The sequence below is a fragment of the Streptomyces sp. CA-179760 genome (assembly GCF_050937045.1).
Taxonomy (GTDB): domain Bacteria; phylum Actinomycetota; class Actinomycetes; order Streptomycetales; family Streptomycetaceae; genus Streptomyces.
Window position 1 is genome coordinate 15,224 of record NZ_JBNJLZ010000002.1, and the last position, 17,375, is coordinate 32,598.

Below are 17,375 nucleotides of genomic sequence, written 5' to 3' on the forward strand. Positions count from 1 at the left end.
AGACCCACTCGCCTTACTGGCCTTGCCGGGCATGACGTACCTCCTTCAAGAGGGATCGATCTGACCTGCAAAGGCGCTCCACCGTGCGCGGAGTTTCATGCACCTAGCAAGCCAATGAAACTTCTCTTGATCGAGAGAGTAGCATGGAAGCGACAGGTATACGCAAGAGGTTTCTGGGGCTGCCGGTGGACATCGCCTTCGACGACGCGGAGCTCGCCCGCGTCTGCAACAGCGACGCGGCCCGCCGGGCCCGCTTCGGGCCGGAGGCCGCCGCCGCGCTCCACAGACGCCTCGGCCAGATTGCCGCCGCCGACCACCTGGCCGACCTGCATCGCCTCGCGGCCGCCCGGCTACGGCCTGATCCAGCCGACAGCGGCATCAGCCGGGTCGTCTCGCTCGGGGACCACGGCCACCTCGTCGTACGCCCGCGCGACGACCCGCCCGCCGCCCATCGTGACGGCACCCTTGATGAACACTCCGTACGCGCACTGATAGTCACCGCGATCGCCATCACGCGATGACCGCCCCCGCCACCCCCGCCTCCCCGACCTCAGAGAGGCACCACCCGTGACCCCGCCTCCCGCCCCGCCCTTCGCCTACGCGCCCGACTCCGCCCAGCCGCCCGGCGAGACCCTCAAGGAACAACTGGAAGCGCTCGGCATCCCGCAGGCCGACCTCGCCCGGCGTACCGGCCTGTCCACCAAGCACATCAACCAGATCGTCCAGGGCACCGCAGTCCTCACCCCCGAGACCGCGCTCCTCCTCGAGCGCGCCACCGGCATCCCGGCCTCCATGTGGAACCAACTGGAAGCCGCCTGGCGCACCCACGTCACCCGCCAGCAGGAACTCCAGCAGCTCAGCAAGCGCATCGACTGGCTCGACAACTTCTCACTGACCGAGCTCGTCAAGCGCAGCATCCTGCCGAACAAGGACAGGAGCGCGGACAACCTCCAGCGTCTGCTGGCGTTCTTCGGCGTCGCCGACCCAGGCGTCGCCGAAGACCTCTGGCGCAGCTACCGCACCGCTTTCCGCCGCTCCACCGTCTTGAAGACCGACGACTACGCCACCGCGGTATGGCTGCGCCAGGCAGAACTCAAGGCCCGCGCCCTGCCCTGCCAGCCGTTCGACCGCGCCGCCCTCACCGCCCTCCTGCCCAGCCTGCGCGCCCTCACCCTTGAAGACCCGGCAACCTGGCCCGGCCGGATCACCCAGCTGTGCGCCCAGGCCGGCGTCGCCGTCGTCTTCCTCCCCGCCCCTCCACTGACCAGCGTCTCCGGCGTCACCCGCTGGCTCACCCCCGACAAAGTGGGAATCGCCCTCAGCGACCGGTTCAAAAAAGACGACCACTTCTGGTTCACCGTCTTCCACGAGATCGGCCACACCCTCCTGCACGGCAAGAGACTGACCTTCCTCGACAACACCGACCGCGCCGACGAACGCACACCCGAAGGCGACCGCAGCGAAGAAGAAGCCGACGCCTTCGCAGCCCAGACCCTCATCCCGCCCGAGCACAACGCCGCATACCGACGCCTCGCCCGCAGGCCCATGCCCTTCGACAACGTCAAAGCCTTCGCCCGCCAGGCCGGCATCGCCCCTGGCATCGTCGTCGGCCGCCTCCAGCACGACGGCGCCCTGCCCTGGACCCACGGCAACAACCTCAAACGCCCCGTCCGCTTCCCCCACAACGGCCCCACCGAGGACCAGCCACAGTGACCGACCACCCCCGCAAAGGCACAGTCGCAGCACCGGGCTCCCCCGGCTTCGCCCTGCACACCCTGGGCTGGCGCGCATTCCAGGACCTGTGCGCAGCCGTACTCCGCGAGGTGTGGGCACAGTCCGTACACACCTTCGCCGACTCCAACGACGGCGGACGCGACGGCGCCTTCTACGGCACCTGGCAACAACCACCGGACCCGATCGGCGTCCAGGACGTCCCCGACGGCCCCTTCGTCCTGCAGTGCAAACACACCAAGAAAGCCGACACCACCCTCGCGCCCTCGGATCTCGACGACGAGTTCGCCAAAGTCCAGGCTCTGGTGGAACGGGGCCTGTGCGGCAGCTACGTCCTACTCACCAACGCGCGGGTCAGCGGCACCTCGGAAGCCACCATCCGACGACGGCTGCTCGATGCCGGCGTCGCGTACCCGCTGGTCCTCGACGGCCAGTGGATCTGCGACACCATCGCCACACGCCAGCGCCTGCGGACCTTCGTCCCTCGCGTCTACGGACTCGGAGACCTCTCCCAGATCCTCGACGAACGCGCCTATAACCAAGCCCAGGCCCTGCTCGGCTACCTGCGAGACGAACTGGCCACGTTCGTGGTCACCGACGCCTACCGGCGTGCCGTCCAAGCCGTGCAGGAGCACGGTTTCGTCCTCCTGCTCGGCGAGCCGGGCATCGGCAAGTCCGTCATCGCAGAGACCCTGGCCATGACCGCCCTCGACGCCTGGGGCTGCTTGACCGTCAAGGCGCCCGACGCCGGCGGGCTCATACGCCACTGGAACCCGCACGAAACGAACCAGTTCTTCTGGATCGACGACGCCTTCGGCAGTGTCCGCCACGAGCGGCATCTCACCGACGACTGGACCCGGCGCATGCGGGAGGTCATGACCGCCGTCCGTAGCGGAGCAAAAGTCGTCCTCACCTCACGCGACTACATCTACCGTGACGCCCGCCGCTACTTGAAGGAGTCCACCTACCCGCTCCTGCACGAACAACGAGTCGTCGTAGACGCCGCGCAGCTCTCGCCAGAAGAACGGCGCCAGATCCTCTACAACCACATCAAGCTCGGCGACCAGCCCCGCGAGATCCGCTCGAGCATGAAGTACCACCTGCACGAGGCAGCCGACGCGGACCCCTTCTACCCCGAGGCTGCTCGGCGCCTGGGCCTACAAGCCTTCACCCACCGCCTCCAGCTGAACAGCCGCGGAATCGCCGACTTCATGGCACGTCCCAGCGATTTCCTCCGCGAGGTCTACGACGGACTCGAACCCGACGAGAAGACTGCGCTAGCCCTGACCTACCAGGCCGGTGAGTGCCTGCCCTCCCCTCTGAACCTGGACTCCGCCCAGCACGATGTCGTCACCCGCATGGGAGGAAGCATCGCCGGCGTCAGCCGGGCGCTCCAAACCCTCACCGGCACTTTCTTGAGGCTCGGTTCCCCGCCCGGCGAAAATGCCACCACCGGATGGTCCTTTCGACACCCCACACTGCAAGAGGGCTTCGCCGCTTTCCTGGCTACCGACCCCAACCTCATCAAAATCTTCCTATCCGGCCAAAACTGGCGCACGATCCTCCCGCGAATCGACTGCGATACCGGAGACCAGGCCGGAACCTTGCTCAGAGTGCCACCTTCCCTATATTCCAGGGTTGTTGAACTTCTCCAAATCGCGGATCAGGAAACCAGAGCAAACTTGGCAGGCCAAATGATCTGGCATGAGTTCCTCGCCAGTAGATGCTCCAACGAGTTCCTCACCCTCTACACACAGGCGCAACCCGACGCCGTGATCCGCATGACCTGGTTCACATCGTTCCTGAACGTCATCGACGAACCCCGGGTCCTCGCAAGACTTCAGCAGGCCGACCTCATCGAACCTGCACACCATCAACTCATCGTAGAACGAGTTACGAAGCTCGCCGTAGAGTCACCAGACGCCGGCTGGACATGGCTCCCGGAATGGAAGGTGCTCCTCTCAGGCACCGAGCGAGAACAGTTGCTCAGCCACGTCAAACTGCAACTGCCCTCCCGGTTCGGAAAGATACTCCAGGACTGGCGCAGCAACTACAACCCTGACGAAGCGGATCCGCAGACGCACTTCGAGGAACTGGAAATAGAGCTCAACAAGTACCAAGACGTCTTCGCAGAGGATGCGGATGCGGTTTCCGCCATAGAGCATGCCTTGGAAAAGATGAACGAGGCAATCTTGACCATTGACGACGAATTAGTCCCGCAAGGCCCTCACGCCTCAGCACCTCACGGACACTCCACACTCCCGGACGCACCATACGAGCGAAACATCTTCGACGACGTCGACGACGACTGACGACACTCCAGTCGTCGCCAGCACGAGCCGCATGTATGAACAAGTGCATCACGAAGAGCACATGTCAGCCGCTACCCCTGCACCTCACCGGTCCGTAAAGTCGTGATCATCGTGGCGTTCCTACGCAGGCGGGTGTACCGACCGGAGCTTTTGGCGTGGCTGCAGGAACGGCACCACAGGGCTGAAAGAACAATCTCGCGGTGAGGACGGCCCGTTCACGTCAGATTGATGATCAGTACGCCTTCGTTGCAGGCCACCGCCAAACGGCCATCGGCCACACAGATACCGGTGACGGCAACTCCGATACGGATGACCGCTCGGATCTCACGCTCGCGTGGATCCCAGATCTGCAATTCACCGTTCCAACTGCCGCTGACGAGGAGAGTCCGGGACCCCTCGGCGCTCTGGAATGATGCGATCGCCCCCACGCCGGCGTTGTGGCCGGTCAGGTACAGTTCTCCTCGTTGGTGATTCTCTGGGTCGATAATCCAGACCTTGCCGTCCTTGGTGCCAGCCGCGAGCAGACTGCGCCTGTCTTGCGTAAAAGAGGTCAGCGACAAGACCTTGCTCGGTAGACGGAACGGGTCACCTATCTGAATACCTTCCCTGGGGTTCCAGATCCGGATCGTTCTGTCGTCGCCCCCGGTAGCGAGCTGCATCCCGGTTGGGCTTCGCAACGACGTGATAGCGCGGATACTCTTGCTGTGGCCGGGCATAGCAAAGTTGCTACGGGTATCCAGGTTCCAGATGTGTACCATCTTGTCTGTGCCAGCGCTGGCAAGCAGGACTCTTCTCCGCGATGATGCGGTGAAAGCGGCCAGTGCCAGAACCTGGCGTTGACTTCCTCGCAGCGGCGGTTGCTTCTCATACCCGGTGTTTGGGTCCCAGATTCGGATCTCTCTGTCGTAACCGGCTGTCGCAAGCAGGCTCCCCCGCTCGCCCCTCTTAGGGAAAGAAGTCACCGCGATGATCGGCCTGCGGGATTTTTGAAGACGCTCACCGATCTGCTCGCGCTGCCTCGGGTCCCACAATCTGATACTGCCGTCGCTGCTCGCCGTAGCGATCTGGGCCTGACCATGCTGTCCGTGGAATGTGGTCACCGCATTGACAGGGCGAGGATGTCGGATTGTGCGATCGCGGGTGGGCGGGTCGCCTGTCGGGTCCCAAACTCTCACGGTGCGGTCCCGGCCTGCGGTTGCGAGCAACCTCCGCCCATCCGGGTCTATGTAGAAGTGCACTGCGCGGATTCCTCTGCTGTGGCCGCTCCACGGTTCGTGGCGGATCTGCTCACCTGTAAGCGGGTTCCAGATGCGCAGCATGGTGTCGTTACCGACAGAGGCCAGCAGGGCTGTGCCGTCCGGTCGGGTGAACACCGCAATGTCGTTCACATCCCCGCGGTGCTCGACGAACGGCTCTCTGACTTGCTGGCCAGTGTCCGGGTCCCAGATCCGAACGTCTCGACTCGCGGTGGCCAGCAAGGTCTTTCCCCCACGTCCGGGAAACGCCGTGACTGCCCAGACCCAGTCATCATGGTTGGGCAACTCTCGCAGGGTGGCTTCGGTGTCAGGGTTCCAGATGCGCACCACTCTGTCCCGGCTGGCAGTGGCGAGTAGCTCAGGGCCTTCACCATTTCTGAAGGAGGTCATGCTGAGCACCCAGTTGTCATGCCCCGTCGGTGGTTCGCGGACCAGTTCGCGGGTGATCGGGTCCCAAATCCGTATAGTGCCGTCGCTGCCGCCCGATGCCAGTCGCAGGTGCCCGTCGAGGGTCAAGGTTGTCAGTGCCCGAACGCCCTTCTGCCGAGCCCTGATCTGGCGCAGTGGTTTTCGTCCACCGGTCGGGTTCCAGATGCGGATGAAGTCGTCGTCGCCAGCGGATGCAAGCAACATCCGTCGGTCCGGTCCCTGAAACGCGAGAACCGCACGCACGCTTCCATAGTGGCGCTCGCCTAGGCGGCGGACCTGTCCACCAGTCTCCGGGTCCCAGATCCGCACGTTGGCATCGTCACCGCCTGTGACGAGCAGTTCTCTGCGGCTGCTGGTGTATGAGGTCAACGCGTTGAACTCACCCCCGCGACGGTCCAAGGTCACGTGAGGATGTTGCAAACGCAGCCAGGCCGCATGCACAGACCAAGACCCGGGCGGGGCTGGCTTGTCGTCGAACTGGGTGATGCCGGCATGCCGGGCCATGCCGATCTCGCGTATGCCGCGACGATCGGTGGGTGAGGCGTTGGCGAGTAGGTGGCGCGCGCCGATGACCCCTACGATTTCGTCCGGCACCCCTCGTTCGCCCCAGACGCTGCGCACTGCGTCGTTGCTCAGTGCCCGTGCATTCACCAGATCCAGGGCGTAAGGCCGACGGGCAAGTTCCTGCCAGCCTGTCATCCCGGCCGCGGCGGCGTGTGCTGATAGGTGCTGGGACACATATGGGTGCGGCGGTTGGAGGCCATCGGAGTCGATGAGGCCCGATAGGGCCTGGACAATGCGCCGGTGGCTTTCTCTGGTCGGGTCGCCGTCGGGGGCGAAGAAGTCCTGGAAGCTGCGGTGGGCCAGTCGGTAGACGGTCTCGCCGTCAGCGGTGTCCAGCCTGATGTAAGGCGCCGCGAGCCTCAGGAATGCATCGATCTGCTCGGCGGTCGGACGGGGTGCGTCGGAGAGCGCTTGGGTTACTGCAGCCCAGACACCACCTGAGATCGGCAGTCCGCGGCCCCGAGTGAAAGCCAGAGCCTGCAGGAGTCCATGGTTGACCGCACTCGCCTCGCAGAGCCGATTGACCGCGCGTTCGAAAATCTGGTGGTGGTCCCCGCCGAGGAGCGGGTCCAGCGTGTGGGACTGGTCGAGCACGTGGGGGCGGGCCAGGATCTCGTGGATGGCCAGGCGGGCGAGGAGGAAGTCCCGACTGTTCTTTTTGATCTTTGCGACAACAAAAGGCAGGTGTTGACGGCGGACCTCAGTGTCTGCGTCGCTGTCGGCGTTGAGGCTGCCGCGGGCCGCGGCAGCCTCAAGCCGCTTCGCGGCGTACTCGCCGACGGCTTCGGGTTCCCAATACATCCGGATCTCGGTCGGACTTTCAGCACCGGGAGTCGTGGCGTCTCCAGGCACGCCCAGGGCTTCGAGGAGGTCACGATTGATGGTGGGGACGGGTTGATGGGTCGTGGCTGGTCTGGTGCCAACTACGAGCCGGATGCCGGGTGTGGTGGCGAGTGGGCGCAGGATGCTTTCAGCGATCATCAGCGGTTCCTGCGCTTCCTCCAAAGCGTCTATCAGCAGGGTTATCCCCTGCCTGGATGGCCGCACTCTGCGGGTCAACCAGTCGGCGAGTTCGTAAGGTTCGCGGCCTTTCGGTAGCTTGAGCCTGCGGACCCTCGCGATAGCCGCAACGACCTCTGCTGCACTCATGCCGGTAAGCAGCAGGGTCGCGGTGAAGACGTCGTCCGGTGGCCGCTCAGCAGGCCCAACGGGAGTCAGTAGATCGTGAGCGGCCAAGACCGCGCGTAGCCGAGGTCGGGAGTGGGCCCATAGATATCCCAGGAACGCTGATTTACCGCTTCCCGGGGGCCAGTGACGACAAGCAGGCCGTGATCACGCTCGCGGAGCCAGGAGCAGGCCTCCCTCAACTGCTCCTGACGACCCGTGAAATACCAGGTCAGATCACCATTCTCGGAATCCTGACCGCGCTTGACGAAATGCTGGCGCTCGACCTCGTCGAGCTCATTGAGGACCGCCTCGAGCTCCTTCACCTCGTCTAGTACGCCGCTGACATCAGTGATGGGACGGCGAGAGACCAGGCAGGCCGCCTTAGACATCTCCATTGGGATGTGGTGGGAGCCGGCCAGTTCCCGTGCCAGATCATCAGCCACCCGGATGATCGGGAGGCGGTCGTTGCGGCAGTAAGCGTTGTGCACGGTTTGCTCCAGCACCGTACTGAAGTCACCCAACCGAGTTGCTCCGTCGCCTGAGACACCAAAGAGCAGCACGCAACGGGCTCCGTTCTCCTTCCCCAACAAGTCACGGGCCACGAGTTCGACGAACCGCTTGGAATAGCATCCGTCGATCACAACAAACATCCAGGCGCTCTCGTTCGCGGACTCCCGATCGCTCAGCGCTGTGGCCAGCAGCTCTGGAGTGATCCCGTTCGGACGTGCTTTCCGAGTGCTCGAGACGGCAAGACCTGCGCCGTTCGCATCTTTGAAGCCGTGGCCCGCCCAGTAGAGAATGGTGTTGCGGCTGTCGGCGCGGCCGGTCCACGCATCGAGCCGCGTATCTACCGCATCCTTCCCCCTCTCCGTCATCGGCACCGTCCAGATTTCATGCTCGATTTCGAATAGGTCGAGCACTTTGAGGACACGGTCCAGTTCCGTGCCCACGTCGAGGTTCGGGTAGCCATCGTCGATGTAGTTGCCGATGGGGAAACTGAGCAACAACGGCGGTGTCGGATCATGAGCCATGGCTGTCCAAATCAGCCGCGAGAACCAGCTGGCTTACTGGGCCATCGAGCCCCTGGAGCGCCACCCTGTAGAGCCCAGGCTGAGGAAGCACGATCGGCGCGTACCAATCGTCGTCACGCTGCTGCAGAAAAACGCGTTGCGCCCGAATCGCGCCGGTGACTTCGGAGACCAAGCAATAGGCACCGCGCTGGTGTGCGACTCCTGTAGCGCGGGCGACCCATTCCTCGCCCGGCGCCACGACAGCGTCCGGTACGTCGAGCCCGACCCCCTCTTCGGGGCCCATTGGCGGACCCAACAAGTCCAGGTCCCGCTCACGCAGGATGTGTTGCACGTGCCGGATCGCAGCGTCCGCCTTGGCCAGTTGCTGGTGCTGCTGGTCGAGACGGGTCGGCCGCACACCGCGCAGTTCCGCCGAGCCGGTGGGGACCGTACCGTCCCCCAAACGGTCCGTCCGCGCGGGCGACTGGACGGTGCCACCGAGTTCCTCGAACAGCAATCTCACCACACCGTCATCAATGCGCAGACTCTGCGGGGTGTGCTGGGCCGCACCCACCACCAGCTGGTGATCGACGAGCGCTTCCTCGCTCGCCGACTGCTGCCGGTCGTGCCACGCCTGCGCCTGAATGGCGTCGCCTCCGAGCGCCACCACATCGCCGACGCTCAGCCTGCGGCCGGCCCTGCCGTCATCCACCGAGCGATACGTAGGCAGGAGGTCGTACACCCCGGGCAGAGTGACCGCGAGCGCCCGTACACCCATATCCGGATCCCTTTGCAGCATCGCGCTAGCCGGCCGCCTTGCCGGCAACGGCACAAGGGCGCGGCCCGAATTGAGCAAGGCTGCGGCCTTGGGGGATCCATGGAAAGGTGTGCCGAGGGTGACGCTTACTCTGATCTTTTCAGCCATCTCTAGGGGCAGGTGGCGCACCAGCAGGCCGCCCATCGAGTGCGCCACCAGGACCAACTGCGCGGGACGCTGAGTGGCATGCCGCCCGCGTGCCGCTACATGGCTGGGATGCTCTTGCCAGCGTGTCAGGTGAGCCAGTGCCTCCTCAGCGAGACGTTCGGCGTTATAGGCAACCGGCAGCCGCCAGTCATAGGGGAACTCCAATACGGCGGCCGGATGCACGACCGCGGTATACACGGCGTCAACCAGAGCGGTGTACGGCTCGAACCCGCGGAAGAAGGGAAGCCACGCAGGGAAGTGCAGCAGCCGACTGGCGGTGACGCGCCCATATTCGCCCGCAAGCTCCGCCTCGGTGAGTTGTAGTGCGCGCAGCGTGGACGCAGTCAGCCAAGCCCGACCGTAGAAGCGGGGGTCCAGACCCCACAACACCGATCCAGAGGTACCGTCCCTCAACTCGCTGCCCATGATCCCGGGGATAACGACCACAGCATCATGGGTGCGATCGGGATACAGCACCTCGTCGGAGAGCCGCTGCTGGGCGCTCATACAGTCAACGCTAGTAGCGACACCCAGTGATCGCACCAGCAGCCCCACCAGGCCCAGCGGATCCGTCAGCGCAGTCGCTCACCAGCAGGCACAGCCCTTCGTGCCGCACACGTACGCGATGCATAACCCCAGCTCAGCACCAACGAAAGCAGCCAGACGGGTAAAACGGACGAGGCGCACCGAACATCAGGGCGGCTGGGCAAGCCATGGGCAGTCGTCCACGACAACACCCGCATCCCCGCCCTGCGCCGCCTCTACATGACCGCCACGCCCCGCCTGTGGCAGCTCGACGAAGATCAAGAGCAGCAGGGCGAGCTGGTCGCGAGCATGGAAGACTCCCCCGACTCACCCTTCGGCAAGCGCTGCTACACGCTGACGCTGTCCGAAGCGATCGACCGCGGGATCTGTGCGCCCTACCAAGTGGTGTGTCTGGACGTCACCGACACCCAGCTCCAGGCCGCCATGCTGCTCGGTGCCGAGGGGCGGTCGGACCAGGTGCGCGGAGCCCGGCTCGCCGCGCTGCAGACGGCGTTGCATCGCGAACGTCTTGATCCGTACGGCTCCGGCTGCCAGGAGTGCACCCGGTGCCGCCTTCTTCGATTCGGACTCGCATGCGTACACGTGCCGCGACGGCTGCTGGAGCAGCGTCCGCCGCCCTGCTGTTGGCCCTCTGCGCTTCTCCGTCCGCACATGCGGACGGTCGCCAGTTATCACCAAGGTCGTCGTCAACAAGCGCATGAACATCGTGATCGGGCCCACCACGGTCGCCAAGTTCAGTGCTCAGGTCACCGCCCACCACCCCGGCGGGGTCTCCAGGGCCTCGGTCAACCTGGGGCACGGCGCCGATTACGACAGCGCTGACGGGGCCATGGCCTACGACGTCCCCAAGTGCACCACCAGAGACACAACGGCTACCTGCACCATGAAATTCCGGGTCACTGTGGGCGCACTGCTTATGGTGTTCGCTGGACCAGGCCGGCGGCGAACCACTGCACGAGGGTGGCAGCCAGGTGCACCGCCATCTCGGCCTCGCGCTGGCTTTCGAACCGGGTCGGGTTCTGCGAGCCGTGCCGGGCGGTCTGCCCCTTCCACAGCCGCTGCATCATGGCGGACACGAGCTCGACGTCGTTCTCTCCACTGGGTGCGGGGATCGCCGTGGAGAACCGCTGCGGCGAATTCCTGATCACTCCCAGCATCGACCCAAGCGTCGCCTTGCCGTTGTTCGGTTCGATGACGGACTGGGAAGCCGACTCCACCGCCTTGATCGCTTCGCTGTACGCCTTCGTCGGGTCCGGGTCGCGCCCGTACGCACACTTCCAGGCGGTTGCCAGGTGGTCGGTCGCCGATCCGCTCTGCGGGGCGCGAGCCGCTGCCAGAGTGCTGACGACAGCCCGCTGTGCCGTGGCGTCGACCCGAAGCTCCAGCCCGGTGCGAGCGTCGTTGACGCGGTATGCGGATCCCGCAAGCGTCAGCATGTCCTCCAGCTCCGCGATGGACAGTTCGCGGTCGCTGTTCCCGTGAGTCCCCAGGTATTGCCGCCGGCCGCTCCACGTGCCCGGGTTGGGGTAGTACATCTGCGAAGTCGACGGCGTACTCAAGTGCAGCATCGCGTTCACGACATCGAGCAGCTGCTCCTTGGTGGTGCCTGCGGCAAGGAACCTCGCCGGCGAATACTCCCGGGGGCCGGTGTCGACGCGCAACTTCAGGTGCAGGGCGATCCTCTGTGCGTTGGCTTCATCGTCTTGGAGGAGAGCCATCACCCACTGGCGCAGAGGAATTTCCATGTAGTCCGGGACGCCCTCAGAAGGCGACTCGTCTATCGATCCTCGTAGATCCGCCGCCTGCGGATCACGCCGCTTGCGGCTGCGCATAAACATGAACGAACGGTAGCGCCGCCCATTGACACACGCCGAAGATTTCCCCGCTTCCCGATCTTGGGCGCCGGGCGAGGCTAGAACGAGCAGGTCCTCGGACCAACCGGACCAGGGGACCAAGACGTACGGGAACTGCCACTACAAGTCGAACTCCAGGTGCTCGATGTCCGTGAACCGGACCTCCTCCAGGCTTCCGGCGCGGCGCCCGCCGTCCTGGAAGTACACCTCCTTGAGTGCCTCAGCGGCGAGCTCCTGGAGGCGCTGCTCCGTGGCGCCCTGCTCCTGGGCTTCGAAGAGGCGGGCGGCGTAGCGGGGCGGCAGGGCGACGGTCAGGTGCCGGATGCGGTCCTGGTCCGTCGACCCGATCGGCGCGGTGTAGCCGAGGCGGGCGCGGGTGTCGATGACGATGCCGCCGGTGGTCGCCGCCTGCTGCCGGGCCTTGGCCCGGATCTGCGGCTGCCACCGGGCCTTGACCTCGCGCTCCAGGCGCGCGGCGAGGTCGGTGCGCGGCTTTTTGATCTGGTCCTTCACGTACCGCTCGACGGTGCGCTGGGAGATGCGCAGCATCTGGGCGACCGCCTTGGTGCTCTTGAGCTGCTTGACCAGGTACCGCATCTGCGCGGGCGCGCTCTTGGGCGCTGGGCGGGTGAACGCCTTCTGCACTGCGGCTTCCAGGCCGTCCCCGAACAGGCTCATCGTCGCCCTCTCCTACTCTCCGTTGTCGACGTCGGTGACGGTGCCGTCCTTGATGTACCGGGCGAGGTTGAGCTCGGGGGCGTCGAATCGCTCGCGGACCTCTTCGCCCCACAGGACGCTCTGGGTGCCCTCGTGCTTGACCAGGCCCGGGTTGATGCCGAGCTTGAACCCGCCCGGCAGCGGCTTGCCCTCGCGGTAGGGCAGGAAGTCCAGCGGGCTCTCGCCGTCGGCCGCGTACACAACGCAGTCGGACAGGATCGCGACCGGGTACTGCCTTGTGAACGCCGCGTGCTTGACGATCTTGCGGTGCAGGTTGATGCGCGTGCGGGAGATGACGGCCGCGCGGATGTCGGGCCGCCACGTCGGGCGGGACAGTGCGCGCCACGGCTCGCCTGGCCGCCAGCCCTCACCGCGCGGGCGCTCGCGCAGCTTGCCCAGGCCGCCCTTGACCGTCGCCTTGATCGCCGAGACGACGATCGCCAACTGAGGGTCGCGGGCCTTGTAGCCGTCCATCGCGGCGAGGAAGTCGGCCGGGGCGAGGTCGGCGTCGACGCCGAGGTCGGCCATCGTGGCGAGGTAGGCGTCGCGCAGCCGGTTGTACCAGCCGTCCAGATAGCGGCCGTTCTCGCGCCGCACCCACGCCTCGGTCGGGCGCACCTCGTAGCCGAGCTCCTGGGCGTAGGCGACGGTGGGCGTTGCGTACCAGGCCGGGCCTTCGGGGCGCTCGCCCTTCGGCGTGAACGGGGAGGGGAGCAGGCTGCCGTCCAGCTCCACCAACTCCTTGCCGACCTTCACCTTCGACAGGTCGACGTGGGACAGGTCGACCAGCCAGGAGCCGGGCAGCTTCGGGTCGAACACCGGGTTCGTGACGTGCGTCGGGGCACCGAGGCCGACGTTCAAGCCGTTGGCGCCGGCGGCGAAGGCCACGTTGACGTCAACGCCGACCAGGTGCCGCAGGGTGCACTCGGCATCGGTCATCGGCCGCGCCCAGTCGTAGGCCTCCTCGAACAGCTTCTCCGCCGGGCCGCGCACGTGGAAGCGGGGCAAATCCTTGAGGACTGGGTGGCCGTCGGGGGCCTCGCAGGGCGCCGGGTCGACCGGGTCTTTGCCCAGGGAGCCGGGGTTGTGCTCGGAGTGCCGCTTGCCGTTCTCGTCGGGCTCGGAGGCGCGGGTCGCCGGGTGCAGTGCGGTCATCAGCTCCAGGCCGGTGACGGCGGTCGATCCGCGCGGCGTCATCACGCGGGAGGCGTACACGCCCAGGGCGCGGGCGAGTTCGGCCGGCGGGAGTTGCCCGGCCTCGCCCCAGTGCCGGGTGTCCAGCGCATGCCAGGACGGGATGCACAGCTGGACGCAGGCACGTTCCGAACCGGTGGCGGGGCGGTAGATCCGCGCCCACGGGCCGAACCCGCGCTTCGTGAGCTTCCAGTCCGCGCGTGCGAGCTGCTTGATGACCTTGTGGCCCTCCGGGATCCGCCCGGCGAGCCGCTCCTCCTCCGTGAGGGCGACGGGCAGGCCATAGCGCTCGAGGGCGGACTCAGTGAGAACGAGCAGCGGGTCGGCGTCCTTGCCCGGGCCGGACAGCTTCGGCTGCCCGAGCCTGGCCTCCTTCAGAGTCCAGTCGACCAGGGAGGGAAGGGACTTGGCGGGCACGTCCAGGACCAGGCCGCCGACGCAGTACGCGAGGACCTGGCCGTCGATGTCGACGTCGACGACTGCGAGCGGTCCGTTCTCGAAGCGCGCGTCCGTGCCGCTCGCCGGGGTGCTGGCCGGGGTCGCCTTCCGCGCGCCCGGGCGGTGCGACATCGACGCGCTCCTGGCGGTGCGCGCCGGGCGCGGCGCGGCCTGCTCGGCAACGGCGGAAGCCGGGGCGCTCTGGGTGTTCTTGTGTTCGGTCATGTCCGCAGGCTCGGAAGCCGGGCCTGCGGACAAAGTCTGCCTTTCCGCCGGGGCGGGCTGGCCGGTGAACATGGTCGGCGTCGGGTCCGGTGCGGCGGCGGGCGCCGGATAGAGCTCCGCGAGTTTGTTCAGCAGCCGCGCGTACGCCTCACGTTCGGGGCCGCGCGGCTCAGTCGTCTTCTTGACCGACTCCCAGCCCGACACCGTCGCCCGACGCACCTTCAGCGCGGCAGCCACCTCGTCCAGCGTCAGCCCGTGGGCCTGGCGCAGCCTCTTGCGCTCCTCCGTCGGCGGCAGTTGGGAGCGGGACGCGACCAGCGCGTCGACCGCATCGAACAACTCGGACATGGAACACCTCCCGACTGACACATTACCTAGTTAACCGTACGACTCGCGCAAAGTTCACGTACATATCGCGTACATTATTCGTTCGAAGGCCTCCCTCTGTGCACGAGAGTCCAGTGCAGATCTCCTGAGTCTGGGCAGGCCTGCCATGACCTGAGCAGCCCGGTTGCTGCCAGTTGGTCAAGTAGAGCGGGCAGTTCCGCGAGCGGGACGCCACAGACGCGCCCTATCTGGTCGAGCTCGCTCAGTCCGCTGCCGGCTTGCGGGTCGGCGTTCGCCGCGAGGTAGGCGCTCGCCAGTTGCGGCAGCGGTCCGGTTGTTCCTGCTGTCGAGGAGGAACTGGCGCGCAGTGCCCAGTCGGCTGCGCGCATTCGGTCGGGGCGGGCGGGGGCTTGGCCGAGCAGCGCGGCGTCAAGCAGTTCGGCAACGACCTCGTTGGCCGCGGTCGCGGGGGTGATGCACAGCCATCGCGCGTGCTCCAGCTCGCGCCATGGGTCCTGGACGGCGTTGAGGCGGAGGCTGCGCAGCACACCGTTGGGCAGCCGGACGTGCATTTTGGTGTTCATGCGGAGCGCGCACTGCAGCGCGAGCAGGCGTGCGGCGGCCGAAGTGCCCGGCGGGAGGGCGGCGGCCAGGTAGCTGAGGATTTCGCGTACCCGGGTCTGTTCGCCGGGCCCCTTGGGGCGGCGTCTGCGCCGGCTGGCGGTTGTCGGGTACAGCGGTGGGTGGGTGAGGACGGTGTCGGGCACTACGGCGGCCTGTGCTGTCGCTGCGGCGCAGGCGCTGCAGGCGTCGGCGAGCCGCCATAGTCGTCCGCCGTGTTCGCGTGCGAGGAGGAGGCGGATAGGGCCGGCGCAGCCGCGGTGGCGGGGGTGCCAGTGGCAGCCGCGTTCACGGCATTGGCAGATCCGCAGGTGCGGGGGGAGGAGGTTGCCGCGTGCGTGCCGTGCGAGGTGGGCGAGGGCGGCCGCGCGTGCGGAGGCTGCGGTGATCTGCCCGCTGCCGTGCGGGCATTGCCAGCACACAAGGGCAAGCCCGCCGGAGTGCGGGCGCAGTTCCACGGTCCAGGCGCGTGGTGTCGTCGGACATGTTGGGCGCAGCCTCATGGGCGCGTGTTCCTCCTTGTCACGTCCGCGCCGGTCCCGTTCTTGGGTGGGGGCGGCCGCTAACCGTAGTGCAGACCTCTGCCCTCTCGCGTGCGCCGCCACCTGGGAAAATAGGGCAGAGGTATGCACTGGCAGTGCAGGGGTCTGCACCGTCGGATGGACGGGTGACGATCTTGCCGCCCGACCCGGACCTCACTGCGCTGCGGTTCGAACTCGCGCGCCTGCGGGCCGCGCGCGGGTGGAGCTATGACGAGCTTGCCTCCCGCAGCGGCCTGGCCAGACGCACCGTCATCGAGATCGAGCAGGGCCGCACCATCGGCACGCTCAAGACCTGGCACGCTCTCGCCCACGCCCTGAACACCCCGCTCGACGAGCTCTTCAGCACCCTGTGCCGCGGGCACGACCTGCCCGGCCCGGCCCAAGACTGACTCCCCGCCAGAGTGTCTGCCACAGATCACCCGAACCGGCGAGACCCGCTCGAACGAGCGATCAAGCATTCGCACTCCAGTCGCACCGTATGAGGCTGACCGGACGATCCGGCAGAGCTGCCTGCCGCGGATCCGGCGTGTTGGCTGACAGGTTCGCCCGCATGCGCTCCACACCTCCTCCCCCGGCCCGGCGCTGGGACGGAAGCCCCCTTGCCCACCACGTACGCCGTTCCCTGCACGTTTCCCCAGACGGCGTCAGCCGGCTGCTGCGCTGCGGCCAGGGCGACCGGTGCCGCGAGTGCGGCAACCGGATCGAGTGGTACCACCGCGGCGCCCAGCGGCCCGTCCGTCTCCATCCGCACGAACTTCCGGCCGCCCGGGTGCCCGCCACGTGCCGCTGGCACGTCAGCTCCGGTGTCGCCTACCCGGGCGGAGACGGCAGCAGCTGGTGCCGCCTGCCACACGCCGTCGTCTGTCCCGCCCGCGACACTCCCCCGCCTCCTCCCGAGCTGATGGGGCTGCGCCGGTCGCTGGCCGTAAACACCCGTCGTCTGATCGACGCCGGCGCCCTCACTCCGTGCCCGGCCTCTCCGGGCAGCCCGGCCCAGCGAGGGGACGCGGCGGCCTGCCGCCCGGCCCGCCCCGTCGTGCAGCTGCTGTACGTGCGCTACCTCGCCACCCGCCCGGTCGACGAGATCCAGTGCATCGCCCAGACCCGGCGCCGCCACCGCTGCACCAGCACCCTGATCTCCCCCGATACCCCGGCCGGCACCTGGAGGCTGGTCCCAGCCACCGCGACGAGCGGGCAGCTGGCCCTGCCCGCCGCGGTCATGGCCATCTACGACCTCAGCGCCATCCCGTACGCCGAGCAGTTGCGCTGGCGCGCCCAGCGCTGCCTGCAGCACGCCGCCATCCCCACGGCCGCCGACCTGGCGGTGTCCGACTGGGAGCCCTTCGACCCTCTGCGCCACCACGAGCACATCCACAACCGCCTTCCCACCCGCACCCAACGCCCAGGCCCCACCGGCAGGGTGCACGAGGCAGCTCGCCCATGACGCCCTTCCATGCCCTTGAGCTCACCCTGCCCAGG

General features: G+C 66.8%; 12 protein-coding genes and 1 pseudogene. 6 read left to right on the forward strand and 7 right to left on the reverse strand.

Annotation, left to right across the window (positions count from 1 at the left end; all coding sequences use genetic code 11):
• Positions 1-143 precede the first annotated feature (143 nt).
• Genes ACQEV8_RS42475 through ACQEV8_RS42485 form a run of 3 tightly spaced genes read left to right on the forward strand, consistent with a single transcriptional unit; the run spans position 144 to position 4,043 of the window.
• Positions 144-521, forward strand: a complete 378-nt coding sequence (locus tag ACQEV8_RS42475; RefSeq protein WP_432973566.1) for a hypothetical protein — start codon at positions 144-146, stop codon at positions 519-521.
• 46 nt (positions 522-567) lie between these two features.
• A complete protein-coding gene (locus tag ACQEV8_RS42480; protein ID WP_432973569.1) occupies positions 568-1,713 on the forward strand; it encodes a helix-turn-helix domain-containing protein in 1,146 nt (381 codons plus the stop codon).
• Entirely contained in the window at positions 1,710-4,043 is a 2,334-nt protein-coding gene (locus ACQEV8_RS42485) for a hypothetical protein (RefSeq protein ID WP_432973572.1), read from the forward strand. The genes ACQEV8_RS42480 and ACQEV8_RS42485 overlap by 4 nt, the downstream gene beginning before the upstream one ends.
• A 215-nt stretch (positions 4,044-4,258) precedes the next feature.
• Here ACQEV8_RS42485 and ACQEV8_RS42490 read toward each other — a convergent pair whose 3' ends face one another.
• The 3 genes from ACQEV8_RS42490 to ACQEV8_RS42500 form a co-directional block, all read right to left on the reverse strand.
• Positions 4,259-7,441 (reverse strand): WD40 repeat domain-containing protein, encoded by a 3,183-nt coding sequence (locus ACQEV8_RS42490; protein WP_432973575.1) that lies wholly within the window; start codon positions 7,439-7,441, stop codon positions 4,259-4,261.
• 65 nt (positions 7,442-7,506) lie between these two features.
• Entirely contained in the window at positions 7,507-8,490 is a 984-nt protein-coding gene (locus ACQEV8_RS42495; RefSeq protein ID WP_432973578.1) for a hypothetical protein, read from the reverse strand.
• Complete coding sequence (locus tag ACQEV8_RS42500; RefSeq protein ID WP_432973581.1) at positions 8,480-9,940, reverse strand: lipase/acyltransferase domain-containing protein; 1,461 nt, start codon at positions 9,938-9,940, stop codon at positions 8,480-8,482. The genes ACQEV8_RS42495 and ACQEV8_RS42500 overlap by 11 nt, the downstream gene beginning before the upstream one ends.
• A gap of 168 nt (positions 9,941-10,108) precedes the next feature.
• Between ACQEV8_RS42500 and ACQEV8_RS42505 the strand changes: the two are divergent.
• Positions 10,109-10,474, forward strand: a pseudogene (locus ACQEV8_RS42505) (helicase); the annotation flags it as partial.
• Between the two features lie 419 nt (positions 10,475-10,893).
• Here the strand turns inward: ACQEV8_RS42505 and ACQEV8_RS42510 are convergent.
• From ACQEV8_RS42510 to ACQEV8_RS42525, 4 genes are all read right to left on the reverse strand, one after another.
• Positions 10,894-11,817 (reverse strand): hypothetical protein, encoded by a 924-nt coding sequence (locus tag ACQEV8_RS42510; RefSeq protein ID WP_432973584.1) that lies wholly within the window; start codon positions 11,815-11,817, stop codon positions 10,894-10,896.
• Positions 11,818-11,952: 135 nt separating this feature from the next.
• Positions 11,953-12,510 (reverse strand): telomere-protecting terminal protein Tpg, encoded by a 558-nt coding sequence (tpg, locus tag ACQEV8_RS42515; protein ID WP_432973587.1) that lies wholly within the window; start codon positions 12,508-12,510, stop codon positions 11,953-11,955.
• A gap of 12 nt (positions 12,511-12,522) precedes the next feature.
• On the reverse strand, positions 12,523-14,754 hold the full coding sequence (gene tap / locus ACQEV8_RS42520) for a telomere-associated protein Tap (RefSeq protein WP_432973590.1): 2,232 nt from the start codon (positions 14,752-14,754) through the stop codon (positions 12,523-12,525).
• Between the two features lie 74 nt (positions 14,755-14,828).
• Positions 14,829-15,500, reverse strand: a complete 672-nt coding sequence (locus ACQEV8_RS42525; protein WP_432973593.1) for a hypothetical protein — start codon at positions 15,498-15,500, stop codon at positions 14,829-14,831.
• Between the two features lie 521 nt (positions 15,501-16,021).
• On the opposite strand from ACQEV8_RS42525, the gene ACQEV8_RS42530 reads away from it, so the two are divergent.
• The gene (locus tag ACQEV8_RS42530) at positions 16,022-16,285 is read left to right on the forward strand and encodes a helix-turn-helix transcriptional regulator (RefSeq protein ID WP_058846732.1); all 264 of its coding nucleotides are present in this window, start codon (positions 16,022-16,024) and stop codon (positions 16,283-16,285) included.
• 161 nt (positions 16,286-16,446) lie between these two features.
• Entirely contained in the window at positions 16,447-17,340 is an 894-nt protein-coding gene (locus ACQEV8_RS42535; protein WP_432973598.1) for a DUF6083 domain-containing protein, read from the forward strand.
• Positions 17,341-17,375 lie beyond the last annotated feature (35 nt).